Genomic DNA, 25,698 nt, shown 5'->3' on the forward strand with positions numbered 1-25,698 from the left:
GCAGCTGCCTTTTTACTGTTTACTGTTTACTGCTCACTGTTTACTGCTCACTGATTACTGACCAACACCCCAACCCCAACAAAAAATTCTCCCTAAAGCCATTTAAGCAGTCTTTAACCCTTATGTGCTAGAATTTTTGAAGATTTTGCTATTCATTTAGGTTCAATCAGGGATCACAGCCTTTTTAGGGAAATTTTATGACAAGTAACTACGGCGTGGAACAGATACAAGTTCTCGAAGGGTTAGAACCAGTCAGGAAGCGGCCGGGGATGTATATCGGTACGACTGGGCCGCGGGGACTACATCATTTAGTCTATGAAGTGGTGGACAACTCGATCGATGAGGCCCTAGCGGGTTACTGTACTCATATCGAAGTGGATATCAAGGCCGATGGTTCCGTCAGCGTCACCGACGATGGCCGGGGTATTCCCACCGATGTCCACCCCACCACGGGTAAATCTGCTCTCGAAACCGTTCTCACTATACTTCATGCCGGCGGTAAATTTGGCAGTGGTGGCTATAAAGTGTCGGGAGGATTACACGGAGTCGGGATTTCCGTCGTTAATGCTCTTTCCGCATGGGTCGATGTGACAGTCTGGCGCGATCATAAAGTACATATCCAACGCTACGAAAGAGGTATCCCCGTCACAGAATTGGTCAGCAGTCCCAGTCAAGAGGAAAAAACGGGAACTAGGGTTAATTTTCTGCCGGATACCGAAATTTTTAGCCAAGGCATCGAATTTGATTACAGTACCCTCTCCGGACGTTTACGAGAACTAGCCTACTTAAATGCGGGTGTTAAAATCACCTTTAGCGATTACCGTCCCGAAGAACCCCACATCGAAACCTATTGTTATGAGGGGGGTATTAAAGAATACGTCGCCTATATGTGTCGGGAAAAAGAAACCCTGCACAAAGATATTATCTATGTATCGGGAGAAAAGAACGGAATTAATATCGAAGTGGCGTTTCAGTGGTGTATAGATGCCTATAGCGACAATATTCTCGGTTTTGCTAATAACATCCGCACCATTGACGGGGGAACTCATCTAGAAGGATTAAAAGCAGTTCTGACTCGTACTTTAAATAATGTTGCTCGTAAACGGAATAAAATTAAAGAAAACGAGCCTAATCTAGCGGGGGAAAACGTCCGTGAGGGTTTAACCGCCGTTATTTCCGTAAAAGTCCCCGAACCGGAATTTGAGGGACAAACCAAGACCAAATTGGGTAACACCGAAGTCCGGGGTATTGTTGATTCGCTGGTGGGGGAAACTCTCAACGAATACCTAGAACAAAATCCCCAAGTGGCCGACACGATTATCGAAAAAGCAGTACAAGCGTACAAAGCGGCGGAAGCAGCCCGACGGGCCCGGGACTTAGTACGACGGAAATCGGTCTTGGAATCCTCACCTTTACCGGGTAAATTGGCTGATTGTAGCGAAAGAGACCCAGAAAAGTCAGAAATTTACATCGTCGAAGGGGACAGCGCCGGTGGAAGTGCCAAACAGGGGCGCGATCGTCGTTTTCAAGCGATTCTACCTCTGCGGGGAAAAATCCTCAATATCGAAAAAACCGATGATGCCAAAATCTACAAAAATACGGAAATTCAATCCTTAATTACCGCCCTCGGTTTAGGGATTAAAGGAGAAGATTTCGACCCCTCACAATTGCGCTATCATCGCATTGTTTTAATGACTGATGCTGATGTGGATGGCGCCCACATCCGAACTTTGTTGTTAACTTTCTTCTATCGTTATCAGAAGAATTTAATTGACCAAGGTTATGTATATATCGCCTGTCCTCCTCTCTATAAATTGGAACGCGGTAAAAATCATTCCTACTGCTATAGCGATCGAGAATTACAGCAAAAGATAGCGGAATTTCCCTCCAATGCTAACTACACAATCCAACGTTTTAAAGGGTTAGGGGAAATGATGCCCCAACAACTTTGGGATACTACCATGAATCCCGAAACTCGCACTTTAAAACGGGTGGAAATCGAAGACGCAGCCAAAGCAGAGGAATTATTTACGATTCTTATGGGCGATCGAGTTGCCCCCCGGCGAGAATTTATCGAAACCCACGGACCGCGTTTAAATCTTACTGATTTGGACATTTAAACCGTAACTTGGGGCTGTGTTAGTCTAGGCTAATACAGCCCCCGATAAAATCCCTAAATCCAGTTACTGAAGATTGATTATCGATCTTTTCTCGCTCGTTTTAGAAAAGTGGCGATCCCCGCAACTGCGCTGATCGCCACTAGAGCGGAAGGTTCAGAAGTTCCCACTGGGGAAAAACTCGTACTTCTTTGAGAAAATTGAATGTTATCCAAGCCAATACTATCTGAATCACTACCGAGATTAGTCGCATCAAAACGGATCGTTAACGAGGAAGCGGCGAGGGAACCGAGATTCGAGGTATTGAAACTGGTTCGCGTGGTTCCACTGATGAATACATTACTTTGACTAAACACAGAAGTGCCACCGCTCAGGACTTGTACGGAGTCAATCGTGTAGTCTCCGCGCCAACCCGCGAGATCGAAAGAATCTAGCACCACCTCAAACCCTGGATCGGCGGTTAGGGTAACATCAAGAATACTGGTTCCAGACTCCTCGGCATAGATAACATTGGTAAGATTTCCATATTCCAATGACCACCATAACGTCTGGTTGTTCGGATAGTCCACGACCACGTTCGGTGTCAAGCCCCCAGCGCTACCGTAACTGAAAATACCATTCGTGAAGCTGGTAATACGATCACCGTATCCCCCAAAGGAAGAGGAGTTTAGAGAGTCATCGTTATTGATTCCCGTAATATCGAAGGTTAGTACCGCTGCGGATGCGGAATGAGTAAAGGAGGTCGCTAGGAGAGTTCCGGTAGCAAGGATAATGGCAGTTCTACCATAAAACGGCAAAACTGCCATTTTTTGATTTTTTTTCAGCATAGATTTAGGGTGAATCGGGTAGATTTTTGAAAGCTGACTGAACATTAGGGACTTGCGTAGGAATAATACCCCTGCCAGACAATCGATCTGTAGAAGAATCAGACCAGCCCCAAACAGCACATTATCAAAGCGCAAGTCCCTCAAATAATAGCTTATGAATTTTAGAAAATCAAATTAACCGCACTCGCTTTCATCGAAAAATCAGCCAGTAGCGGTGGATTATCGGGGTCTTCTAGGGCGTTTTTGGCAATTTCCGCCTCGCTCATGCCTTTAACTTTCTCCCAGTTCGTTTTGCCTTTCAACTTCGCCCACTGTTCGCGGGTGATTCTGGTAATATGTTCTTCGTTCACGGTTATTAGCCCTCCTAAGTAGTCGTGCAAAATTAATTTCCTAGCAAAGATAGGCAAAAGGCAAGAGGCAAAAGGCAAGAGGGGGTTAGATATGTGTAATTAATTTTGCTTAGGTACTTAGCACTAATTATTCGACGAACCGGGCCACGCCATGGATAAACCACCACTCAAGTGGAGCGATGTCGCCGTTGAGGATAACCAGCGATTCTCATTTTAAGGTTTCATGACATTAAAACCCTTGCACCTAGAGGGGTTAATAATTCTTAACGAATCTCTAGATCGCTGAAACAACGCAAAATCGTTTCAAAATGAGAATTGCTGGAGGATAACTACCTGAGATCGATCGAAATGGGATTTAATAAAAATAAGGCCGCATGACTAGCCATTTCTGCGGATAAATAAATCTTTTTATATTTAATAATACCCGTTTCTAAAAAAGAATCCCTTAACATGGCTTTTGTCCCACTGTTAAAATCCGCTTCGTAAAAAACTTCTTTAATTCCCGAAGAAATAATTAGTTTTAAACAGGAAATACAGGGTTCTAAAGTAACGTAGATACTAGCTCCTTGGGTAGAAATACCGTGTTTAGCCGCTTGAGCGATCGCATTAGCTTCAGCATGAATTGCCCGAGAGGGAATTTCTCCGGATTCTCGACAGGTTCCCAAACCGCGATAACAAAAACCTTGGGCCGTACAATGAACTGTTCCTGATGGAGAACCATTGTAACCCGTGGCTAAAACCTGCCGATCTTTGACAATTACCGCACCGACGGGAAAAGCTAAACAGGTGGATCTGGTGGCGGCTAATTTAGCAATCATTAAAAAGTATTCGTCCCAAGTCGGTCTTTTTTCTTCAGAGTTGATCACGGTTTCATACCAAGCTAGAAAAAGCGAAAAAGAGGGGTTTATCTCTGATAGTTTATCATTAGATGACCTCTAAACCAATTAAAGCACTATCCTGACCACCGATCGCATAGCCAATAGCGACAAGCAAACTGGCTAGTAAACCGAATATCGGTGAATAATATTACCTAAAATGTCGGATGAATGCCCCCGCTACATTTTTCGACAAGATACTCACTGGTGAGATCAGCGTTCGACCGAGCCTTCGACTGAGATCACGTCGAACCTCGAAATCGAGACGTTTAATACAAACTAACGGGCTACAAACTATCTGATGATCGACGTAAAATCAAATTTACTGACGGTTTTTAAGCAGGAGAATTTGATTTATGATGTAGTTAAAAAACCTTAGTTTATTATTCAAAGTAACAGATTAAACTGGTAAGAGTTGTTAGTAATACTGACGGTTATTATTGCCAGTTTTTGATTGACTTAAAACGGCAAAAATACCATAAACCAACGGGACAAATAACAGGAATTAACTTAAGATTAAAAGAATTTTATACCCATGCTCAAGGCAATACCGTAGAGAATCCACGTTATTTAAGAAAGTCAGAAAAACGACTCAAAAAAAGCACAAAGACGATTATCTAAAAAATTTTTTCAAGGAAAAAACAGTCTAAAAACTATCACAATCAACGGATAAAAGTAGCTAAACTTGATCTTAAAGTATCAAAACAACACAGAAACAAAGTAATTAAAGATGCTTCGGTATTAGTCCAGTCTAATTATCTGGTAGTCTATGAGGCTTTAAAGGCAAGAAACTTAGTCAAAAACCGTAAGCTGTCTAAGTCGATTTCTGATGCTTCTTGGTATCAATTTACTGAATGGTTTGAATTTTTTGCTAAGATTTAAGTAGTCCTGCAAAATTAATTTCCTAGTCGAGACTCCGAGACGGGAGACGGGATACAGCTATTAGGGATCGGATTTGAGTTTTCAGTTCACTGTTTCCTCACATCAGAAGTCTGACGGAGTAGTGGCTTAGATATGTAATTAATTGTGCTAAGATTTATCAAATTGTCTGTGTTGCTGTTTCTCCCCATTTGACGACTCAAGATTGTTCAGTTTGTGGGAGGAGAGTTCAAAAAACCTTAAGTACTAGAACTCATCAATGTCCTAATTGTAAGATAGTCTTAGATAGAGATCATAATGCAGCAATCAACATTCTTAAAAAAGGGTTACAATATTTGGGAAATCATCTCAAGGCCTCGACCCTTCGACGTAGCTCAGGTTTAACACTGAGCTTGTCGAAGTGAGGCCACTGTACTGTTGGGCAAACAGAAAACGACCCAAACACCTTGGGAGAGTCTGACTTCTGGATTTTCAGTGGAGACATTGAGAATCTAAGTTGTCTGGTTGAACAAGGAATTTCCGATAGTGATAGGTCAAGAATCCACCGTCAAGCTACGCTATGACGGTGGTAGTATGTCAATTAAGATTAATTCATCAATTGGATAATGTATAGAAAACTGGCCAACAAAATCCTTAAATTAGCTAATTCCCTATCTAGGTCATCGAAGCGATCTATTTTAATTGTCACCGACTGCCTTATTTTTGGTCTAAGTATCTATCTGGCCTTCTCTCTCAGGTTTAATCTGAGCCTCGAATATCAGCAAATTAGACCTTTTTTCGGGGAAATACTCAGCTTAATTGCGATTAAACTTCTAGTTTTCTATCTCAAAGGTATTTACCGTCCCGTAGTACGTTATACGGGGTTGGAGTTTCTTTCGTCCGTACTGCAAGCGGTTCTCTATAGTTCAGGGGTTTTAATCAGTCTTGCCTACTTTCAAAGGGATGCCTTTTTGCCGCGTTCAGTCCTAATTATCGACGCATTGTTAACCCTAGTATTGGTTATCGGGGTGAGATTGTTGATTCGTTCTGTCTTTCACCGTCTGAATATTTACGTCAGCAGTGTGGATAGAGAACCGACAATCGTTATCTATGGTGCAGGGGTTGTGGGTCGTCAATTGGCACGTTCCCTACAAAATGACCCCCACTATCGTTTATTGGCCTTTGTTGATGATAATCCCGATTTGCAGCACCGAGTGATCCAAGGCTTTAGGGTTTATCCCCCCTCTCAATTGGCACTACTGCACCAAAAAACAGCCTTTGACTGGGTTATTCTCGCTATTCCTAATGTAGCCAAGGCCAGAAAGCGGCAAATCATCGAAAGTCTAGAAACTTTACCCATCGACATTAAAACCGTTCCTCCCCTCTCAAAAATTTTATCGGGAGAAACGACCATCAATCAGATTCGCAGTGTCGATGTCTCGGAATTATTAGGACGGGAAGAAATTCTACCTCATTCCGAACTTTTGGGAAAAAATGTCACCGGTAAAGCGGTGTTAGTCACCGGGGGTGGTGGTTCCATCGGTTCGGAATTATGCCGACAAATCGCCTTCCTCAACCCAAAATGCCTGGTAATCTACGAATTAAACGAGTTTTCCCTCTACAAAATCGATCTCGATTTAAGCGAAAATTATAGCGATTTACGCAAGTATGCCTATCTAGGCAATGTTCTTGACCGCAATCATCTGGCCCGAGTCATCCAACAACACCAAATTGAGACAATTTATCACACGGCCGCCTATAAGCACGTTCCCCTTGTGGAAACCAATGCTAGTCAAGGGGTTTACACTAATGTTTGGGGAACCTTAAATGTCGCTCAGACCGCGATCGAGAATTCAGTTAGTAATTTGGTTCTTATTTCCACCGATAAGGCCGTCAGACCGACTAACATTATGGGGGCCAGCAAACGCTGTGCTGAGTTAGTTGTACAAGCTTTGGCCGCTTTAACCGACACTTCCACCCGTTGCGCGATCGTCCGCTTTGGCAATGTTCTTGATAGTAGCGGTTCCGTGGTGCCGCGTTTCCGGGAACAAATCGCCCAACGTAAGAATATTACCCTCACCCATCGCAATATTATTCGCTATTTTATGTCTATTCCAGAGGCGGTGCGTTTGGTTATACAAGCAGGAGCTATGGCTAAGGGGGGTGAGGTATTCCTGTTGGATATGGGTGAGCCGGTAAAAATTTACGATTTGGCCCTACAGATGATTCGTTTAAGTGGCTTGGAATTAGGGCAAGATATTGATATTGAAATCACAGGATTAAGACCGGGGGAAAAACTCTACGAAGAATTATTAATCGATACCGATAAAGCTCGTCCCACCGCTCACCCCAAAATTTTTTGCGCTCATGAATACTTTCTTGCTTGGGACGAATTACAAATCAAATTAGAGCAACTGCTTAATTATATTCAACTTAATGACCGTCAAGGCTTAGTTAAGTCCCTACAAGATTTAGTTCCTGAATACCAGCCTCCCCAGCAAATGGCCAGTAATTCGTCAAGTAAAAAGTGAAAAAGAGGAGTTTTAGCTCTCCTCTTTTTGACAGAATTTATTAATCTAATTGAACCGAATGCTCTTGTTTTAATTGCTTTTGGATAGTTTTTACCGTCCGCCCAATTTTATTGATTTCGGGGAAAGAAGGGCGATTTACTCTATCAGCTAGAGGAGAAGTTTGTTGAATAGCAATGCTTAAATAAAGAGGAAAAGCGAGGGTAAAGGCTAAAAAAAGACGTTGTAACATGATCCACTCCCACAAAAGTTATTCAGCGATTATTTTAGCCGACTGAAACTTTTACCAGAATAACGACTAACTAGGAAAATTTCAGCTAGTTTGTGACAGTCTGGCAATTGGTGGGACAATCCTAAAGAATTAGCGTTGAAACTCTCAACCCTAGACCAAGACTCTGATACATTGATCTAAGAACATGATCGATCGCCCTATCTATGCACAAAATTCCAGTTACTGTGATCACGGGTTTTCTGGGTGCGGGAAAAACTACCCTCATCCGTCATCTACTGCAAAATAATCAAGGCCGCCGGGTGGCCGTTATGGTCAATGAATTCGGAGAAGTGGGAATTGATGGTGATTTATTGAAAAGTTGTCAGACCTGCGACGACAACCCTAACGATAATATTGTGGAATTGACCAACGGTTGTCTGTGCTGCACAGTACAGGAAGAATTTCTCCCCACCATGCAGAAATTGCTGGAGCGACGGCAACAGTTGGATTGTATGCTGATCGAAACCTCGGGATTAGCTTTACCTAAACCTCTGGTTCAAGCTTTTCGCTGGCCGGAAATCCGCAACGGGGCCACGGTGGACGGAGTAATCACGGTGGTGGATGGTTTTGCTATCGCTAGGGGTCGTCTGGTGGCGGATTTAGATGCTTTAACGGCACAAAGGCAAGCAGACCCCAATTTAGAACACGAAACCCCCATTGAGGAGTTATTTGAGGATCAGTTAGCCTGCGCTGACCTGGTACTCTTAACTAAAACCGATCTCATCAGCGAAATTGAATTAGAAAAAATTATTAATTGGCTGAAAACACAACTGCGATCGACGGTCAAAATAGTTACTTGTGCCGATGGACAAATTAGCCCCGATGTGCTACTGGGATTTAATGCCGCCGTCGAGGATAATTTAGCTAGTCGTCCTAGTCATCATGATCACGAGGAAGAACACGATCACGATGAGGAGATCAATTCTGTGCAGTTTTGCCTCGATTCTCCCGTAGATGCCAGAATTTTGACCCAACGGCTCAAAGAATTGGTGGCCCGAGAAGAAATCTATCGGGTCAAGGGATTTGTTAATGTGGCCCATAAACCGATGCGTATGGTGTTACAGGGAGTCGGTGATCGCTTTGATTCTTTCTTCGATCGACCCTGGCAATCCACGGAAACGCGGCAAACTCGCTTGGTCTTTATCGGCCGCTCCCTCGATAGTCAGAGAATCGAGCAGGCCTTAACTAGGGTTTGCTGAATAAATGTGAAATGTAGGCAAGGTAAGAGTTTTGTGGCTTTTCTCGCAAAACAGGTGCAAATTTTGAGAGAATCGTCGTTCAAAACCTTGCGTCTTCATCAGCCCGCGTCCTGTAGGGGCGAAGCATTCGGGCAATAACCCATCGGTGAAACCGTAGATTTTCTAACCGAATGCTTCGCCCGTACTTCTTGCCGCAAACCCTAACTAGGGTTTGCGGCAATAAGTTTTTCCTAGGGACAGGGTGGGGTAGGGAGATTATTTTTATTTATTCTCCCTTCTACAATAATTACTCGCAGCCAGAAATACGTTGGGTACTATCATACTTTGTGCTTTTTGTCAAAAAAACTTTTTTTTTGCAATAAAACTACACAAAAAAAAGATCATCGTTGTGGGTGAAATTGACTGATTTAACCGTCTTAATTAGGATCACCTTCTAGGTGTGGCAAGGGTTTCAACCATTGCTGTCCAAAAAAGCACAGAATAACCCATTCTGAAATTCTATCAAATCGCTGTAACCAGCGTAACATCGTTGTTAAATAATAATCTTTCTCAATTAATTCTTAAGAATTTGTAAATATTGCGAAATGTTAATTTAAATATTCTCAAGTTTTTGCACTCAATCAATAAATTTTACTTATATTTATCCAACATCGGGTTAGAAGTCAGGAGTCAGGAGTCAGGTTTTAGATGTTGGGGTTTTAGGGTTTTGGGGTTTTGATTCAATTTCCCCATCTCCCCATCTCCCCATCTCCCCATCTCCCCATCTCCCCATCTCCCCATCTCCCCACTTCCCACTTCATAATTCATAATTCATAATTCCCCTACACCCCATTGAAAAAGCTCCGGCGATCAATCGCCTGGATAGATGGTTGGGGATTTAGGTTAGGGTAGTAAAAGATACAGATTACTCACCCTTGCAGACCAAAAATTATGACGAACACCAGTAACCCGCTGCTTGCCGGTCAAGGATTACCGGCTTTTGACCAAATCCAACCCGGCCTGATTGTCCCTGGGATGACGCAACTTTTGCAGGAACTGGCCAGAGAATTAACCGAACTAGAAGCAGAGATTGCCCCCACCTGGGAAAAATTAGTCGAACCCCTTACCCGGATTGAAGAACGTTTAAGCTGGAGTTGGGGGATTATCGGTCATCTGATGGGGGTAAAAAATAGCCCAGAATTGCGTCAAGCTTACGAAACCGTACAACCACAGGTAGTCGAGTTTATTAGCCGTTTAAGCCAAAGTAAACCCATTTATGAAGCATTTTTGTGTCTGCGTCAAGGGGAAAGCTGGGGGCAATTAGACGAGGCACAACAGCGCATTGTCGAAGCTTCCCTGCGGGATGCCCAGTTGGCCGGGGTAGGATTAGCAGGGGAGAAAAAAGACAGATTTAACGCGATTCAACTGGAATTAGCGGAAATAACCACGAAATTTTCTAATAACCTCCTCGATGCCACCAAAGGTTTTCAACTGAAACTAACAACCCCAGAAGATATCGCCGGTTTACCCCCTAGTCTCCTCAGTTTAGCCGCCCAAACCGCCCGCAGCCAAGGGGAAACTAACGCCAGCACCGAAACCGGCCCCTGGGTGATTACCCTCGATTTTCCCAGTTATTTCCCCTTTATGAAGTACAGCGATAATCGGGAATTGCGGGAAAAACTCTATAAAGCCTACGTTAGTCGGGCCGATCTGGGAGAATTGGATAATAATCCCTTAATCGATCGCATTTTGCAACTTCGTCAGGAACAGGCCCATCTTCTAGGTTATAGTACCTACGCCGAGGTCAGTCTTGCCCGGAAAATGGCCAATTCTGTGGATGAAATCGAGAAATTGCTTGACAATTTGCGCCAAGTAAGCTACGAAGCGGCAAAACAGGATTTAGAGGCCTTAAAAACTTTTGCGGGAACCGACGATCTCAAGCATTGGGATATAGCCTATTGGTCAGAAAAACAGCGTCAGGCCAAGTTTAACTTTAGTGCCGAGGAATTACGCCCCTATTTCCCCCTACCACGGGTTTTAGAAGGCATATTTAGTCTCGCTAAACGGATTTTTGGGGTAGAAATTATCGCTGCCGACGGTAAAGCACCTATCTGGCATCCCGATGTGCGTTATTTCCAGATTAACGACGAAAAGGGTGAAAAAATCGCCTATTTCTACCTAGATGCCTACAGTCGTCCCGCCGAAAAACGCGGCGGCGCTTGGATGGATGTCTGTATCGGTCGCGCCAAAACCGGCACCGAGGTGCGTTTACCTGTGGCTTATTTAATCTGCAATCAAACGCCTCCAGTGGACGGAAACCCCAGTTTAATGACCTTTGAGGAGGTAACTACCCTATTTCACGAATTTGGCCACGGTTTACAGCATATGTTAACCACTGTGGATTATTCTGGCGCAGCGGGTATTAATAACGTTGAGTGGGACGCGGTGGAATTGCCGAGTCAATTTATGGAAAATTGGTGTTATGATCGCCCTACTTTAATGAGTATGGCCAAACACTACGAAACTGGTGAGACTCTCCCCGAACATTACTACCAAAAACTGCTTCTCGCTAAGAATTATATGAGTGGTTCGGCCATGCTGCGTCAGTTACATTTGTCTTTAGTAGATTTGGAATTACACCATCGCTATCAACCCAATGGCAGCGAAACTCCTAAACAAGTCAGACAGCGTTTAGCAGCGACGACGACGATAATTCCTCCCCTACCAGAAGATGCTTTTCTGTGTTCTTTTGGGCATATTTTCGCCGGCGGTTATGCGGCGGGTTACTATAGTTATAAATGGGCAGAAGTTCTCAGTGCCGATGCTTTTGCCGCTTTCGAGGAAGTAGGATTAGATAACGAAGAAGCAGTGAAAGCGATCGGTCGCCGTTTTCGCGATACTGTCTTAGCTATGGGGGGAAGTTCTCATCCTATGAATGTTTTTAAGGCTTTCCGCGGTCGCGAACCCAGTACCGAACCGCTCCTCCGTCATAGCGGCTTATAAAAGGGGACTCTTCTAGGTTCTGTGTGATCTCGCGTAGCGAGCGCGTTGCGACCAGCTTAACTTACCATAGAAGCGATCGATCTTTGTGTCCTCTGTGTCTCTGTGGTTCCTTCCACCCCCTAGCCAGCAGGAATGTATCTTAGAATACATTTTACCCACCAAATCCAAGAGAGCCTAAAAGGGTGCGTTCCCTAATGCAAGTCCTACTGTTCCACCAATAGATTTTGGGGAACGCACCAGGCACATTGATTGAAGCTCTGAGTCTAAATGCGATAATGAATCTGATCCCCTAATAGGTTTATTTAGGGCTTGCTGAATAAATCTAAAAACCTTGTTGGATAAGACTTTTAGACTTTTTTTCCCTCAAAAAGTGCCAGCCATTGTGGGGATCGGGGGCAAAATTCAGGTACTTTTTCCCTGGAAATTAGGTAACTGACTACCTGAAAATGGGTAAAACCCCACACCTTACCCCCACGAAAAACTTTTTGCTGCAAACCCTACTTGAACAATCCGAGTCTCCCCAAAAGAAAAACTGCCTATCTCACCATTCAGATAACTGCTGTATTCAGTTTTCTTCCCCAGTGTCCGTCAACCGGGAGTAATACTAAATCCAGTTATTAAAGGCTGATTATCTATTTCTCCTCTTGCCCCTTGTATGAGTAGAAAACGGATTTCTCGGAGAAACCCGTTTTCTGTGCGTTACTCAACGGATTTGGTATAATGCCGATAGCTGGTTAAAACCACTAAGATAGGACGACGAAAGTAACTAAAGACGATTTTTTTGGTAAGATCAAGGCTAAACTAACCATCACGCCCTCTTGAGGGAATATTTATTTATGAGCGATATAGGGTTTATTTTGACGATAATCAACAATTTCCTGCAAATTTACTCGGTAATCCTAATTGTTAGGGTTTTACTGACTTGGTTCCAAAATGCTGGTTGGGCCTATCAGATTATGTCTTTTCTCAGTCCGATTACCGATCCCTATTTAAACCTCTTTCGCTCGATTATCCCACCCCTAGGCGGGATGGACTTGTCCCCGATCCTCGCTTTCCTGCTGCTCAACGTTGTTCAGAGTGTCGTAGCCACAGGGGCCACCAGTCTGGTCAGTAGCGGTTTCTAAATCCGGGGATCCACACTACTGGTAAAACCGGAAGCTTTAAATTTTTCCAGTCGCAGGGGGGTTGGTTGATTGGTAGAAACAGAAATTCTGATCTCGAAATCACTAATCCCCGGTGGCACTTCAGGGATTGCCCCGACTCGGCTACGATTTTGTAAAGCTGGTTCCCCGTTAGCATCGTAAATCCGACCAAAAACATCGGCATCATAGACGGTTTTTCCAGAATTATTTTTAGCTTTGCCAGTGATTAAAAAACAATTAGCCGGAAAACTGGTTCCCCCACTGGTGACACTCCCCTCGGCTAATTCCGGGGGACAGTCTTTGTAAGAGACATCTAATAGTTGAATTGGGGTCAAAGCTTGAGCAGAAGGGATGATAAGCCAGCTAGACAGCCAGAAGAGAACAGAAAGCAGTAAAACGGTGAGCGAGCGTGGTGTCATAGATGAGTGATTTTACGGTATGATTCCCCCAATACTTAGATTATCGCGGATCGTCATCCTTTGAAATCAGCTTTTTTAGGACTCTCATGGAATGGATTCCTGCAGACGCTCCCGATAGTTGCGACTGGTTTCCCTGGGAGGTAATAGCAGTAAATGAGAGTGAGGATGATTCCCGTCCTGTTAGTTGCCGTATTCGCTTTCACAACGGTGAAGAATGGGAAATACAAGGAATATATCAGTGTAATCGACCTAATTGGCGTTTTCTGACCTGAAGGAAGATCACTGCTCGGTTATCGGCTAAAATTAAGAACTGTAAAGAAAACAGATAAATTTTATGGCCGCTAAAGTTGAGATCTATACTTGGAGTTTCTGTCCTTTCTGTATCCGCGCTAAAGCATTACTCAACAAAAAAGGGGTGGAGTTTACCGAATATTGTATCGATGGTGATGAACAAGCGCGAGCCAAAATGTCCGATCGAGCCAATGGTCGTACAAGTGTACCACAAATTTTTATAAACGATCAACACATCGGGGGCTGCGATGACATCTATGCTTTAGATAGAAGTGGTGGTTTAGCTCCCCTGTTGCAGAATTAAGGATAAAAACTATTAATGAAACTAGCCTTTATTATCGATCCGATCGAGTATCTAGATCCAGGCCATGATACCAGTGTAGCTATTATGGAAGCGTCCCAATTATTAGGTCATGAAGTCTGGATTACTTCCATCACTGATCTCAGTGCGATTGCGGGAAAAGCTTGGGCAAAACTAACTAAAATTGAACTGGTTCCTGTGGAGTTAAAAGATAATCATTGGGTGGCTGTATCTCAATGGTATCAAAGACAAGAGACAGTTTTTACCTGCCTAGAAAACTTCGATTTTGTCTGGATGCGAAAAGACCCACCCGTGACAATTACCTATCTTTATGCCACCTATTTATTAGACTTGATTGACCCCAAAAAAACTCAAGTAATTAACTCAACTAGGGGGTTACGCCATGCCAACGAAAAGTTATATACGATTCACTTTGCTCAGGTAATGCCCGCCACAATTGTTTCCCAAGATAAAGCGACGATTAGGGAATTTGTCAACCAAAAAGGAGCGGCAGTTATGAAACCTTTAGGTGGCAAAGCGGGGGAGGGAATTTTATTTCTTAGTCCCGAAGATCGCAATCTCAATTCAATGATTGAAATTAGCACGAAATGGGGACAAGAACCGGTAATGATTCAAGATTATTTACCAGCTGCCAAAGAAGGAGATAAACGCATTATTGTCCTCAATGGTGAACCCATCGGGGCAGTTAATCGCATTCCCACCGGTTCAGAATTTCGCGGTAATATGGCCGTGGGTGGACGAGTAGCAAAAACAGAAATCAGCGATCGAGAATTAGAAATCTGTGCCACTTTATCCCAAAAATTACGAGAAGATGGCCTATATTTTGTCGGATTAGATGTGATTGGTGGCTATCTGACGGAAGTTAATGTCACCAGTCCCACTGGCATTCGCGAGATCGATCGATTAAACAATGTTAGTTTAGGTCAACAGGTGATTAAATGGCTAGAAAATCATTTGGGCAGCAGAGATTAGGGATTAGGGAAATGGGGAGATGGGGAGATGGGGAGATGGGGGAATGGGGAGATGGGGGAATTCAACTAAAACCCCAACACCCTAAAACCCTAAAACCCTAACACCCTAAAACCCTAAAACCCCAACACCCCAACACCCTAAAACCCTAAAACCCTAAAACCCTAAAACCTATTTTTAACTTTTAACTTTTTTCTTTGCCAATGAATGCTTTATCAATACCAACGTGGATAGTTCATGTATCGAGTGTCGTAGAATGGATAGCGGCGATCTGGTTGGTCTGGACCTATAGCGACATCAGTAGCGATCGATCGTGGCGAATGTTATCTTGGGGAATGTTACCCGCTTTAATTGGGGCTATGTGTGCCTGTACATGGCATTTTTTTGATAATATCAGTGCCTTATCCTGGTTAGTCACCCTACAGGCAGCCATGACTGTCTTAGGAAATTTTACCCTCTGTGCTGCCGGTTGGTGGCTGTGGCGTTCCAGTAAAATCAGCGTTAACAATGAATAAAGAGAGTTTATTTGCCATTTCCCTGTTTCCCTATCTGGGGTTTCTTTGGTTTGTCACCCGTTCGGAAAAAATGCCCCGTTTAGCCTTAATTGGCTTTTATGTGCTGTTAATCTTCGTTTTTATCACTATTCCTGCCGGTATCTACGCCAAAATCCACTATGGTAAAGAATTAGCTAACGTCGATTGGTTACACGGCAGCGCCGAACTTTTCCTCACCCTCTCCAATATTCTTGTCGTTTTAGGTTTTCGTCAGGCAATTTTAGCCAAAAAGGAAACAGAGAACAGGGAACAGGGAACAGGGAGCAGTTAACAGTGAACAGTAAACAGTAATCAGTAATCACTGAACTGACAACTCACATCTGATAACTGATAACTGATAACTGATAACTGATAACTGAATTGTGATACAATCGCCCCAAAACGTCCCCGCGTCAGTCAACTATGTCCCCGATTACACCGTCCATCAGTGTCAATGAACCCAACCCGCAGGCTGCCATCCAGACTTTATCGGTAGTGGTTCCCATATATAACGAAGTGGACAGTATCCCCCATCTCGTCGAGAGTATCGCCTCGATTTTGCGTTCTTATCAAATTAACTACGAGATTATCTGTGTTGACGACGGTTCTAAGGACGGTTCTACCGAGGTTTTAACTAATTTAGCCAAAAATCGCCATGATCTCAAGGCGGTAATATTGAGACGCAACTACGGACAAACCCCCGCTATGGCTGCCGGATTTAATTATGCCACGGGACAGGTCATCATTACCCTCGACGGCGATTTACAGAACGATCCCAATGATATACCCCTATTATTGGCCAAATTGGAGGAAGGTTATGACCTCGTGAGTGGCTGGCGCAAAAATCGCCAAGATGACCGGGTAAAACGGCTTTTACCCTCAAAAATAGCTAATTGGCTGATTGGCAAGGTAACAGGGGTCAAATTACACGACTACGGTTGTTCTTTGAAAGCGTATCGAGCCGAATTAATCGCCGATATGAATCTCTACGGAGAATTACATCGCTTTTTACCTGTATTAGCTTTTATTGAAGGGGCAAAAATAACCGAAATTCCCGTTAATCACCACCCTAGACGGTTCGGACAGAGTAAATATGGTTTAGGTCGCACAATTCGCGTGATTATGGACTTATTTACTGTCTTTTTTATGAAAAAGTTCCTCACCCGTCCGATGCACATTTTTGGACTCTACGGACTGATATCCATGGTGCTGGGGATTATTTTAGGTACTTATCTGACTATTCTCAAACTGGGTTTCGGACAAGAAATCGGCGATCGACCTTTGTTAATCCTAGCTGTGTTATTCTTTTTGACTGGGGTACAATTACTCTGTTTTGGTCTTTTGGCAGAAATTTTGATGCGAACTTACCACGAATCCCAAAAACGTCCTATCTACCGCGTTCGTACTGTTGTTGGGGATAGGGGATTTTTCAGTGAACAGTGAGCAGTAATCAGTGAGCAGTAAACAGTAATCAGTAAACAGTGAACAGTAAAAAGACAGTAGGAAGCTGCTATTTAATACTGCCCACTTAATACATACTGCACACTTAAAACTCAAATCTGATAACTGATAACTGATAACTGATAACTGATAACTGATAACTGATAACTGATAACTGATAACTGATAACTGATAACTGATAACTGATAACTGATAACTGATAACTGATAACTGATAACTGATAACTGATAACTGATAACTGATAACTGATAACTGATAACTGATAACTGATAACTGATAACTGATAACTGATAACTGATAACTGAAAAAAATATGACTATTTGGGAACTTGATTTTTATTCGCGGCCGGTGGTGGATGAGAATAATAAAAAAAGATGGGAATTGTTAATCTGTGAAACTCCAGCAACAATCGATCGCCCCTCCGATACAATATTTAAATATGCCAGTTATTGTCCTAATACGATGGTTAATTCCCAATGGTTAGGAGAGGCAATTACTGCAGCTATCAAGGCAGCGGGAGTAACTCCCAAAAAAATTCGCTTTTTCCGTCGTCAGATGAATAACATGATTAGCAAAGCTTGCGAGGATATCGGTGTTCCCGCTTCCCCTAGTCGTCGCACTCATGCTTTAACGAGATGGATAGAAGAAAGAATGGTTAATTTCTATCCTCAAGAAGTTGGTTATGATCAAAATTTAACTAAAACCGCTTCCGTTAATTATCCTCCTTTAAATGCTGTTCCCCTTCCCGATGCTGTCCGGGGAGATAAGGCAGATAAATGGGCTTTTGTTACGCTAGAATTATCTTCTTTTCATGATATAAAAGATTGGGATATTAGCTTCGGAGAAAATTTGCCTATACAAGGGATGGGATTAGATGAGAATCTAAAAATCCCCGGTTTAGTTGTTTTTTCCCCCCGCGCTTTACCCCTAGCTGGTTGGATGTCAGGGTTAGAAATGGCTTATTTAAAGTTAGAAACTGGTTCCCGTCCCGTGCTACGTTTAGAAACGGGTGCTAGTGATAGCTGGATTCTCGTCAACGTGACTAATACCGAGACTTTAAACGAAGCCAAAAACTTTGAAGAAGCTAAACAAAAAGCCAACAATCTGCATTTTTTAGCCGTTCAATCTAACCCTGAATCGCAATCCTTCGCTGGTTTTTGGCTATTACAAGAAGGCTCTCAAGAGTAAAGTTGAGTCAAGGTGGGTTTTCAATCCACCCCCACAGAATTAACTTAAAAACATTGTCTAGTCCAACTACCGTGTAACCCGTAGGGAATATGATGTTTAAGATGGATAACTGCTAGGGAATTAGTGATATCTTTAGCATCTAAGATTAACACATTCGATCGATGATTAGCCGCATCGTAGGTGACTACCAATAACCAACCATCATCTTCAGCAATTCCATCGGGTTTAGGCACAAAAATTGGTTCACCCGCAAATCCCCGGGGAGCAAAAGAATGTAACTGTTTTTCTCCCGTTAATAAGTCCAGTTTTAAGATTGCTTGCAAAGGAGCATTACCAGTGGCATGATGAGTGGCAGCGATGTATAAATAACGGTAATCTCGACCAACTTTTGCAGGATTGATGCTGGGAAACTCACAACAATGCTCTAGAATACATTCTCTTGTAACGGTATTTTCTGATAAATTTAGTGTAAATCGCCACAGATGTCCAGGAGCTAAACTATCAAAATCTACCGATTGAAAATTGCTATTTGAATCCAGTTGTGGTAAGGATTGATAACAAATAGAATCGATATAAATTTTTTCCTCCCCCTCGACGTAGCTCGGGGCAAGTTGTTCAAAAGCATTGCTATGATGGAAGACAAAACCCGATGGAGTTTCTAAAACTTTCACTTCTCCTTTGTTAGGATCCCGGGGGATAATAATAATCTTAGTTAACTTGTCTGGTTGATTAATAACGCATTCTCCCGCACCTTTTAACCCAAAAAGAAAAGGGAAAGGATTATAACCAACCGGGTTTTGGAAAAAGATAGCGTAGTGGGGAGTAATAACAAAATCGTGGATAAAACAAAAGCCGGGGATACTGTGGGTATGACGACGTAATAACTTACCCGTGGGACTAATTTCGTAGAGAGTAATGGCACTCGATAAACCCGTTTTGATGGCAAAATTTACCAAACAAGGTTGATGATTATCGAAGATACAAGCGGGATCAATGCGAGGATGAGCGGCAAAAGCATCGCCTTTTTCCAAGATACCATCGAGATAGTCTAAACCAATAGTATCAAGGGTTTTAGCATCGAGGCGATGGGGTTCGGCCGCTTCCCAAAGTGCCAGTAATTTATTACCCCAGTAGATAACATTAGTATTAGCAATATTTTTCAGACGCAAATCAAAAGCATTGCCGAAAATTCCCCCCGGTTTTTTCGTGCCGAAAACACCGCGATAAAGGGGTTTTCCCGCTTTCTGTTCCTGGAGATAACCCTGGGTTTTCACAAAACGATTACGATAATGTACGCGGCCATGATTGAAGCTAATCGCGCTGATCATACCATCCCCATCGAAGGGATGAGCGATCGCAGTGCCAGCGATATCGAGTAAACCAGGGCCATTTTTAAAGACTGTACCCTGTAAATCGGCGGGAATTTGCCCCTCGATGTCTTCCACCTCGTAATCGTACTCGTTAGGTTGGGATTGATAGCCTTTTTGCCAATCCTGACGATTATAGGATTTTTCGCCAATTGTCGGAGTTAATACCATGGTAGTTTTAAGTTTATATTTACTTTTCTTAACATAACTTAAAACTACCAGAGATAAAAAGAAGGGGGTGCCGAACATTTATTCACCCCCTCCTTGTCGTCTTGTTATTTAACAAACAACATTTCTTGATAGGTAGGTAGGGGCCAGAAATTGTCCGCCACTTCCCCTTCCAGCGTGTCAGCATATTCGCGCACCTTATCCATCAAGGGACGGATCGTTTGAGCGGAATACTGCATATGTTCCTCGATCGAGTCAAAATCGTGTTTAGCCATGGCCGCACTCAGTTTGCTAATGCTATCCATCAGTAATTTAATCAGATTCGAGACGGTTTGGGCGCTTTCCTTATCCATCTCGATGCCGATCGCCGCCGCATTAGCGATCGCTGAGGACAATTCCGACAAGTAGCGAACGGCAGCGGGATAAATAATCGTTTTAGCCATACTCACCACCAGTTTCGCCTCCACTTCGATGGCCAGCAAATACTGTTCCGCATAGACATCAAAACGACTTTCCAGTTCCACGGGGGTAAGCACACCCATGCGGGTAAACAGTTCTTCGATATAATCGGCCCTCAGCACGGGTAAAGCATCGGCAGTGGTGCGGAGATTAGCCAAACCGCGCTCTTCTACCGCCATTTTGTGCCATTCTTGGGAATATCCGTTACCTCCGAAGATCACATTTCTGTGTTTGTCCATGATCTCCTTAAGAACACCCTGGGCAGCAGTATTGAGGTCTTCCCCGGCTTTCATCCGGCTTTCTAGGTTATCCGCCACCCAAGTCAGGGAATCGGCTAGAATCGTGTTCATCGCCACCAGCGGACCAGAAACTGACTGATTAGAACCCACAGCGCGGAATTCAAAGCGATTGCCCGTAAAAGCAAAAGGAGAGGTACGATTGCGATCGCCTGGATCCTTGGGGAATACCGGCAGGGTATCGACACCCAGATCCATCAATCCTGGAGCATCAGAACCCTCAATTTGTCCTTGGCTAATTTGGTCGAATACCTTTTCTAACTGACTGCCCAAATATACCGAAATAATGGCGGGAGGAGCTTCATTTGCCCCTAAACGGTGATCATTGCTGGCAGTAGCCACCACTGCGCGTAAAAGCGCCCCGTACTTGTGAACACCACGAATCACCGCCCCACAGAACAACAAAAACTGCATATTAGCGTGGGGAGTATCGCCCGGATCTAACAGATTACCTTGGGTGGCGTTGCCGACGGACCAGTTAACGTGTTTTCCCGAACCATTAATTCCCGCAAAGGGTTTTTCGTGCAGTAGGCAAACAAAACCGTGTTTTTTAGCCGTACTTTTCAGCAAAGTCATAATTAACTGCTGATGGTCACTGGCCACGTTAGCAGCCTCGAAAAAGGGGGCAATCTCGAACTGTCCGGGGGCGACTTCATTATGGCGGGTTTTGGCCGGAATGCCCAGGCGATACATTCTTTCCTCTACTTCCTGCATAAAAACCTGAACCCGTTCGGGAATCGCGCCAAAATAATGATCGTCGAACTGTTGACCCTTGGCGGCGGGTTTACCAAATAGGGTGCGACCGGTGAGCAGTAAATCGGGGCGACTATGGGCAAAATGAGCATCTACGAGGAAATATTCCTGTTCAGCACCGCAGCTGGAGTTAACGGGGGCGACTTCCGTATGTCCTAAGAGCTTCAGCACCCTGGTGGCGGCTTTACTCATCGATGAAATCGAGCGTAAAAGCGGCGTTTTTTTGTCGAGGGCCTCTCCTGTCCAAGAGATAAAAACCGTGGGGATACACAGGGTGACACCATTATCCGTCTCCATGACGTAGGCGGGACTGGTGACATCCCAAGCGGTGTAACCCCGCGCTTCAAAGGTGGAGCGAAGTCCGCCGTTAGGAAAGGAAGACCCGTCCGGTTCTCCCTGTACTAAGACTTTGCCCGTAAATTCTGTGATCACTGAACCGTCGCTCTGCACGGAGATAAAACCATCGTGTTTTTCGGCGGTGGCGTTAGTCATCGGATAGAAGACGTGAGCATAGTACAGCGCCCCTTTGGACGTGGCCCAATCCTTCATCGCTGCCGCCACCGCACTGGCGATGGAAACGTCTAATTTTCCCCCGGTTAAAATCGTGTTTTTGACCGATTTGAATACATCTTTGGGAAGACTGGCCTGCATTTTGCTCAGGGTAAAAACATCGGTTGCCCACAGGGCCTCTAAACGTTGAGGAAGTTTGCTAGGTAGGGGTTTACGATCCGTTACTTGAGAGATAGCTTGAACACGCGTTCCATAACTCATAAGTATTTTTCCTATTGTGTTGTGTCGTGGATAAGGGGTTACTTTAACTTAGGCGATGACAAGTTTCCTACTGATTTTGATGTTGAATTCCGGTCAGAGGCTATTCTCCGCTTAATAATTTTGATCCCACGGCACAAGCTTCTCTGCGGTTTTTATCTGCTTGCGCCGGCCTCTTTCCCGATCAATTAGCAACACCAGCCTTCATCTTAAGAACAGATAATCCAGAGCTTTGTATCAAAGATTACAAATATCCCAAACCCGATCTTCCCCAAGCGATCGCACTGAGAAAACGGGTTTCTTTGAGAAACCCGTTTTCTGGAGTATAGATAAAAATCTATAGAATCGATAAAAAAGTGATATTTGACAAAATCGGGGGGGGGGGTAGAGTTTGGGCAGGATTTTTTCAAAATTGCTCATGAATACTACAACTACCTTTAAATCTATCTCTCTCTCTGGTGTTGTCCTCGCCAGCACAGTTAGCGCGATCGCTGGAATGACTGTCCTCCCCGCCAGCGCCGTCACCTTTACTGGAACTGGTACTGGTTTCAACATCCCCGACATCAACGCCACAGGTGCTTCCAGCACTATTACCGTTCCCACCAGTTCCAACTTCTCGATCACCAACATCACCGTCACCCTCAATAACCTAATCCACTCCTACGTCGGTGATTTGATCGCCAATCTCACCTACGTCCCAACCAACACGACAGTCACTCTGTTCAACCGGATTGGTCGGGTTAGCAGTGGGTTCGGTGACGACAGCAACTTCAACGGCACCTACAGTTTCAATGATGCCTCCACCAGCAACATCTGGTCCGTAGCGGCTTCTGGGGGTAATACTTTTAACATCCCCTCTGGTAACTACTTCCCCACCGGTGCGAACAGTTCCACCGTCGTACCTATGCTCACTTCCTTGGGTGGATCCCAGACCGCTGGCGACTGGCGGCTGAGGATTTCAGATCTTTCGAGTCCTGATACTGGCCGTCTTGGCAGTTGGACGCTGAATTTGCAGGGGACTCCTCTTGCTCCCGTTTCTGTTCCCGAATCAAATTCTGTCTTAGGTTTGCTGGCCCTAGGCTTACTGGGAACGGCAGCGGCATTTAAGCGCCATTTGGACTGAGAAAACGGGTTTCTTTGAGAAACCCGTTTTCTGGTAAGCTGTTTAAGTATAGTGATATCGTGCTGCTAAAAACTCAATGCGGTCATCTTTGACTCGATAGACTAGACGGTGTTCTGTGGTAATTCGGCGTGACCAGGTATTAGCTTCAAGATACTTTATGGGTTCTGGTTTGCCTATTCCAGTAAAGGGATCGGCGGTGACAGATTCTACGAGATCGAGTAGGCGAAAGGCGATTTTTTTATCTGTTTTGTACCACCATCTTAAATCTTCTCGAAATTAACTGTCAAAGACAATTGCCCTACTCTTGGCGTTCAATTCCTAACTCCTGACAAAGTTCTGTAACTGTCTGTCCCGGTATTGTTTTAACGTCCCTCTCCATTGAACGTTCCAGTGCTGCCAATAACTTTCGAGCATTCGCAGGCGATCGCAAAAGATAAACGGTTTCTAATAAGCCAGTTAATTCCTCTGCGCTCAGTAGTGCCATATCTTTATGACCAGGGCGCGTAATAATCGCCATACTATTCTCGCTTTCCAGTCGATCCAGAAGGCTCGCTAAATTTTCTTGAGCTTGAGTGTAGGTAGTTTGGATAGAAAACATAAGGCGAGGGCAACGAGTTGATTCGATTTTAGCTTATTTCATCAATTTAGAAAAGGGGTTTCTTTAAAAAACCCCTTTTCTGGACTGTCAATCTCTTGTCTCGATTAATTCGGGGACAAGTTCAGGTATAAAACCGGGTTCAGCTAAAGAACCAGTAACATGATGTTCAAAGACTTCTGCGGGGGGAAAAGTTTTCTTGACTTCCTGAGATTGCGGATCCGTAGAAGGTAGCCATTTAATTAGGGGTAAAGGTAGGAGAGTCGAGAGATTAGTAATCACCACCAATAACCAAAGGTTATCAAAATTAGTTTCGGTGACTCCCAACCAATGGGTTAATAAAGCTCCGATTTCTTGGGAAACTAATCCCGACATATTCCAGATAGACATTAATAAAGCGAATAGAGATGCTTCAATGCCCACGGGACAAAGACGGGCCGATAAAATTAAGACGGGTAAAAAGGCAATTTGTCCCATGACGGTGAGGATGAGACTATCCCCCAAACTAAACCAATGATCGTCAATACCGAGCGCTCGATTGGTATGGGTAACTAAGAGTAGGGTAGTCATCCCTAAAAGCGCAGAAATCACCGTACTCCAACCCAAAATTAAACGAAAGGAAATCGCTTTTAAAAACCTTTGATATACCCAGATACCCAGGATCGAGGCTAAACTGGTGACTAAGCGCACTCGTCCTAAAAATTCTGGTTCAAATCCTAACTCGTTGGTGGTGAAGTAAAAAAAGGCAGAATCGGCGCTAGGAGTAGCCTGCCAGAGAAAAATAAAGGCAGTGGGTAATAAAATTGATTTTTGTCTAATGGCTGACCATAATTGCCCGATTTGCTCCTTGACTTTGGGCGTAGATCGTCCATCGTTATTATTCTTGATTTTTTCCTCTGTAATTAAAAACGCCATGGCTGAGGCAATCAAGGGAAAAATAGCCGTGAGAGCGAAGACGGGACGAGTGCCGAGGTGTGCCAGTAACCAACCACCGAGATAAGCTGTAATTAAGCCGCCTAGGGCCGATATTCCCCAAGTTAAGGACTGTAGAGAGCCGGATTGAGTGAAGGACTCTCTGCGGGCCCTTTCTACTACCAAAGAATCGACGATGACATCACTAATGGTGACAGAAAGGGAACCAAGCAGGATCGCCGCCGTCGCTTGCCAAGCATTCTCCACCACAGTGGCTAGGGCCAACCAAGCTAAAACACCGAGAATTCCCGATAAAATGAGGTAAGGCCGACGACGATAGCCAAAAATGGGCAAACCATCCGAAAGAAAGCCAAAAGCTGGTTTAATCACCCAAGGAATCGCCGCCACTCCGATTAATGCCCCCATCTGGGAGGGACTCAAGGCCAAATCGTCTTTTAAAAAGAAGCTAACCGCTAATCGGGAGAGTCCGAGAATGCCCTGCACGAAATAAACCCCTAAAATGCCAATTAATTCGGGATTAGGGTCATTTCCGAACAAGATAGTCTCTTTAAGGAATTTTTTCCCGCGATCGATGCCAAGGCGATTAATAAGCATGAAGTTTCATAAATATTTGTTACTGTCTCTATAATAATGATTGATCGCTCGATCGGTGCGTTAGCTGTTAGGGTTTAACTGTTGAGCTTTAGGTTTTGGCGGTTGGGTATTGGGTTTTAGGGTTTTAGTTGAATTTCCCCATAGAAGGCTTATTGTCGTGTTATTGGGAAAGTTTTTTGCGATCGCTCCATCAATATACAGAAAGATTCTTAAAAAAATGTGTATTTCGTGTGATACATAGAAAGTTTATTTATAATATCTGGTTATGCAACCTAATCTATCGGTGGAGTCAAAACTTGAATCCTAATAT

23 protein-coding genes and 3 pseudogenes are annotated in these 25,698 nt (G+C 44.0%); 16 read left to right on the plus strand and 10 right to left on the minus strand.

Going from position 1 to position 25,698, the window contains the following annotated elements; translation table 11 throughout:
- Positions 1–197 precede the first annotated feature (197 nt).
- Positions 198–2,120: a DNA topoisomerase (ATP-hydrolyzing) subunit B gene (gene gyrB, locus ACE3JL_RS11900; protein WP_375329555.1), complete on the plus strand. Its 1,923-nt coding sequence runs from the start codon at positions 198–200 to the stop codon at positions 2,118–2,120.
- A 77-nt stretch (positions 2,121–2,197) separates the two neighbouring features.
- On the opposite strand, the gene ACE3JL_RS11905 is transcribed toward gyrB, so the two are convergent.
- From ACE3JL_RS11905 to ACE3JL_RS11915, 3 genes are all read right to left on the minus strand, one after another.
- The gene (locus ACE3JL_RS11905; RefSeq protein ID WP_375329556.1) at positions 2,198–2,944 is read right to left on the minus strand and encodes a hypothetical protein; all 747 of its coding nucleotides are present in this window, start codon (positions 2,942–2,944) and stop codon (positions 2,198–2,200) included.
- 161 nt (positions 2,945–3,105) lie between these two features.
- Positions 3,106–3,294 carry a hypothetical protein gene (locus ACE3JL_RS11910; RefSeq protein WP_271988293.1) on the minus strand — a complete coding sequence of 63 codons (189 nt, stop codon included), beginning with the start codon at positions 3,292–3,294 and terminating at the stop codon, positions 3,106–3,108.
- Positions 3,295–3,623: 329 nt separating this feature from the next.
- Positions 3,624–4,160: a dCMP deaminase family protein gene (locus ACE3JL_RS11915; protein ID WP_271988294.1), complete on the minus strand. Its 537-nt coding sequence runs from the start codon at positions 4,158–4,160 to the stop codon at positions 3,624–3,626.
- Between the two features lie 282 nt (positions 4,161–4,442).
- On the opposite strand from ACE3JL_RS11915, the pseudogene ACE3JL_RS11920 reads away from it, so the two are divergent.
- From ACE3JL_RS11920 to ACE3JL_RS11930, 3 genes and pseudogenes are all read left to right on the plus strand, one after another.
- Positions 4,443–5,042 (plus strand): annotated as a pseudogene (locus ACE3JL_RS11920) (RNA-guided endonuclease InsQ/TnpB family protein); the annotation flags it as partial.
- A gap of 158 nt (positions 5,043–5,200) precedes the next feature.
- Positions 5,201–5,611, plus strand: a pseudogene (locus ACE3JL_RS11925) (zinc ribbon domain-containing protein); the annotation flags it as partial.
- A gap of 42 nt (positions 5,612–5,653) precedes the next feature.
- Positions 5,654–7,558 (plus strand): polysaccharide biosynthesis protein, encoded by a 1,905-nt coding sequence (locus ACE3JL_RS11930; RefSeq protein WP_375329557.1) that lies wholly within the window; start codon positions 5,654–5,656, stop codon positions 7,556–7,558.
- Between the two features lie 40 nt (positions 7,559–7,598).
- On the opposite strand, the gene ACE3JL_RS11935 is transcribed toward ACE3JL_RS11930, so the two are convergent.
- Entirely contained in the window at positions 7,599–7,787 is a 189-nt protein-coding gene (locus tag ACE3JL_RS11935; RefSeq protein ID WP_150975871.1) for a hypothetical protein, read from the minus strand.
- 203 nt (positions 7,788–7,990) lie between these two features.
- On the opposite strand from ACE3JL_RS11935, the gene cobW reads away from it, so the two are divergent.
- From cobW to ACE3JL_RS11950, 3 genes are all read left to right on the plus strand, one after another.
- Positions 7,991–9,025, plus strand: coding sequence for a cobalamin biosynthesis protein CobW (cobW, locus tag ACE3JL_RS11940; protein WP_150975870.1), 1,035 nt, complete (start codon positions 7,991–7,993; stop codon positions 9,023–9,025).
- Positions 9,026–9,955: 930 nt separating this feature from the next.
- A complete protein-coding gene (locus tag ACE3JL_RS11945; RefSeq protein WP_271989865.1) occupies positions 9,956–12,007 on the plus strand; it encodes a M3 family metallopeptidase in 2,052 nt (683 codons plus the stop codon).
- 836 nt (positions 12,008–12,843) lie between these two features.
- Entirely contained in the window at positions 12,844–13,131 is a 288-nt protein-coding gene (locus ACE3JL_RS11950; RefSeq protein ID WP_002766817.1) for a YggT family protein, read from the plus strand.
- Here ACE3JL_RS11950 and ACE3JL_RS11955 read toward each other — a convergent pair.
- Entirely contained in the window at positions 13,128–13,568 is a 441-nt protein-coding gene (locus tag ACE3JL_RS11955; RefSeq protein ID WP_271989867.1) for a hypothetical protein, read from the minus strand. The two genes, ACE3JL_RS11950 and ACE3JL_RS11955, sit on opposite strands and share 4 nt — an antisense overlap.
- 86 nt (positions 13,569–13,654) lie before the next feature.
- Between ACE3JL_RS11955 and ACE3JL_RS11960 the strand changes: the two genes are divergently transcribed.
- The 8 genes from ACE3JL_RS11960 to ACE3JL_RS11995 all read left to right on the plus strand — a co-directional run bounded on the left by ACE3JL_RS11960 (position 13,655) and on the right by ACE3JL_RS11995 (position 18,332).
- Positions 13,655–13,840: a hypothetical protein gene (locus ACE3JL_RS11960; RefSeq protein ID WP_271989869.1), complete on the plus strand. Its 186-nt coding sequence runs from the start codon at positions 13,655–13,657 to the stop codon at positions 13,838–13,840.
- Positions 13,841–13,902: 62 nt separating this feature from the next.
- Complete coding sequence (gene grxC, locus ACE3JL_RS11965) at positions 13,903–14,163, plus strand: glutaredoxin 3 (RefSeq protein WP_375327569.1); 261 nt, start codon at positions 13,903–13,905, stop codon at positions 14,161–14,163.
- Positions 14,164–14,178: 15 nt separating this feature from the next.
- Positions 14,179–15,153 carry a glutathione synthase gene (gshB, locus tag ACE3JL_RS11970; RefSeq protein ID WP_375327570.1) on the plus strand — a complete coding sequence of 325 codons (975 nt, stop codon included), beginning with the start codon at positions 14,179–14,181 and terminating at the stop codon, positions 15,151–15,153.
- Positions 15,120–15,254 carry a hypothetical protein gene (locus tag ACE3JL_RS11975; protein ID WP_375327571.1) on the plus strand — a complete coding sequence of 45 codons (135 nt, stop codon included), beginning with the start codon at positions 15,120–15,122 and terminating at the stop codon, positions 15,252–15,254. The genes gshB and ACE3JL_RS11975 overlap by 34 nt, the downstream gene beginning before the upstream one ends.
- Positions 15,255–15,353: 99 nt before the next feature.
- Positions 15,354–15,665 (plus strand): DUF2499 domain-containing protein, encoded by a 312-nt coding sequence (locus tag ACE3JL_RS11980; RefSeq protein WP_002741768.1) that lies wholly within the window; start codon positions 15,354–15,356, stop codon positions 15,663–15,665.
- Positions 15,658–15,975 carry a DUF3593 domain-containing protein gene (locus tag ACE3JL_RS11985; protein ID WP_375327572.1) on the plus strand — a complete coding sequence of 106 codons (318 nt, stop codon included), beginning with the start codon at positions 15,658–15,660 and terminating at the stop codon, positions 15,973–15,975. The genes ACE3JL_RS11980 and ACE3JL_RS11985 overlap by 8 nt, the downstream gene beginning before the upstream one ends.
- 131 nt (positions 15,976–16,106) lie before the next feature.
- A complete protein-coding gene (locus tag ACE3JL_RS11990) occupies positions 16,107–17,126 on the plus strand; it encodes a glycosyltransferase (protein WP_375327573.1) in 1,020 nt (339 codons plus the stop codon).
- Between the two features lie 330 nt (positions 17,127–17,456).
- The gene (locus ACE3JL_RS11995) at positions 17,457–18,332 is read left to right on the plus strand and encodes a Tab2/Atab2 family RNA-binding protein (protein ID WP_375327574.1); all 876 of its coding nucleotides are present in this window, start codon (positions 17,457–17,459) and stop codon (positions 18,330–18,332) included.
- 44 nt (positions 18,333–18,376) lie between these two features.
- On the opposite strand, the gene ACE3JL_RS12000 is transcribed toward ACE3JL_RS11995, so the two are convergent.
- Together ACE3JL_RS12000 and ACE3JL_RS12005 are read right to left on the minus strand one after the other, a co-directional pair.
- Entirely contained in the window at positions 18,377–19,870 is a 1,494-nt protein-coding gene (locus ACE3JL_RS12000; protein WP_375329608.1) for a carotenoid oxygenase family protein, read from the minus strand.
- Positions 19,871–19,974: 104 nt separating this feature from the next.
- Positions 19,975–22,146 (minus strand): glutamine synthetase III, encoded by a 2,172-nt coding sequence (locus ACE3JL_RS12005; protein ID WP_375327575.1) that lies wholly within the window; start codon positions 22,144–22,146, stop codon positions 19,975–19,977.
- A gap of 415 nt (positions 22,147–22,561) precedes the next feature.
- Between ACE3JL_RS12005 and ACE3JL_RS12010 the strand changes: the two genes are divergently transcribed.
- Entirely contained in the window at positions 22,562–23,266 is a 705-nt protein-coding gene (locus ACE3JL_RS12010; RefSeq protein ID WP_375327576.1) for a proprotein convertase P-domain-containing protein, read from the plus strand.
- Between the two features lie 42 nt (positions 23,267–23,308).
- Here the strand turns inward: ACE3JL_RS12010 and ACE3JL_RS12015 are convergent.
- From ACE3JL_RS12015 to ACE3JL_RS12025, 3 genes and pseudogenes are all read right to left on the minus strand, one after another.
- Positions 23,309–23,581, minus strand: a pseudogene (locus tag ACE3JL_RS12015) (Txe/YoeB family addiction module toxin).
- The gene (locus tag ACE3JL_RS12020; protein WP_002753456.1) at positions 23,565–23,864 is read right to left on the minus strand and encodes a type II toxin-antitoxin system Phd/YefM family antitoxin; all 300 of its coding nucleotides are present in this window, start codon (positions 23,862–23,864) and stop codon (positions 23,565–23,567) included. The pseudogene ACE3JL_RS12015 and the gene ACE3JL_RS12020 overlap by 17 nt, the downstream one beginning before the upstream one ends.
- Before the next feature lie 87 nt (positions 23,865–23,951).
- Entirely contained in the window at positions 23,952–25,388 is a 1,437-nt protein-coding gene (locus ACE3JL_RS12025) for a folate/biopterin family MFS transporter (RefSeq protein WP_375327577.1), read from the minus strand.
- Positions 25,389–25,698 lie beyond the last annotated feature (310 nt).

Origin of the sequence: Microcystis sp. BLCC-F210 (assembly GCF_042134685.1) — a bacterium.
In the GTDB taxonomy this organism is placed as follows: domain Bacteria; phylum Cyanobacteriota; class Cyanobacteriia; order Cyanobacteriales; family Microcystaceae; genus Microcystis; species Microcystis aeruginosa_D.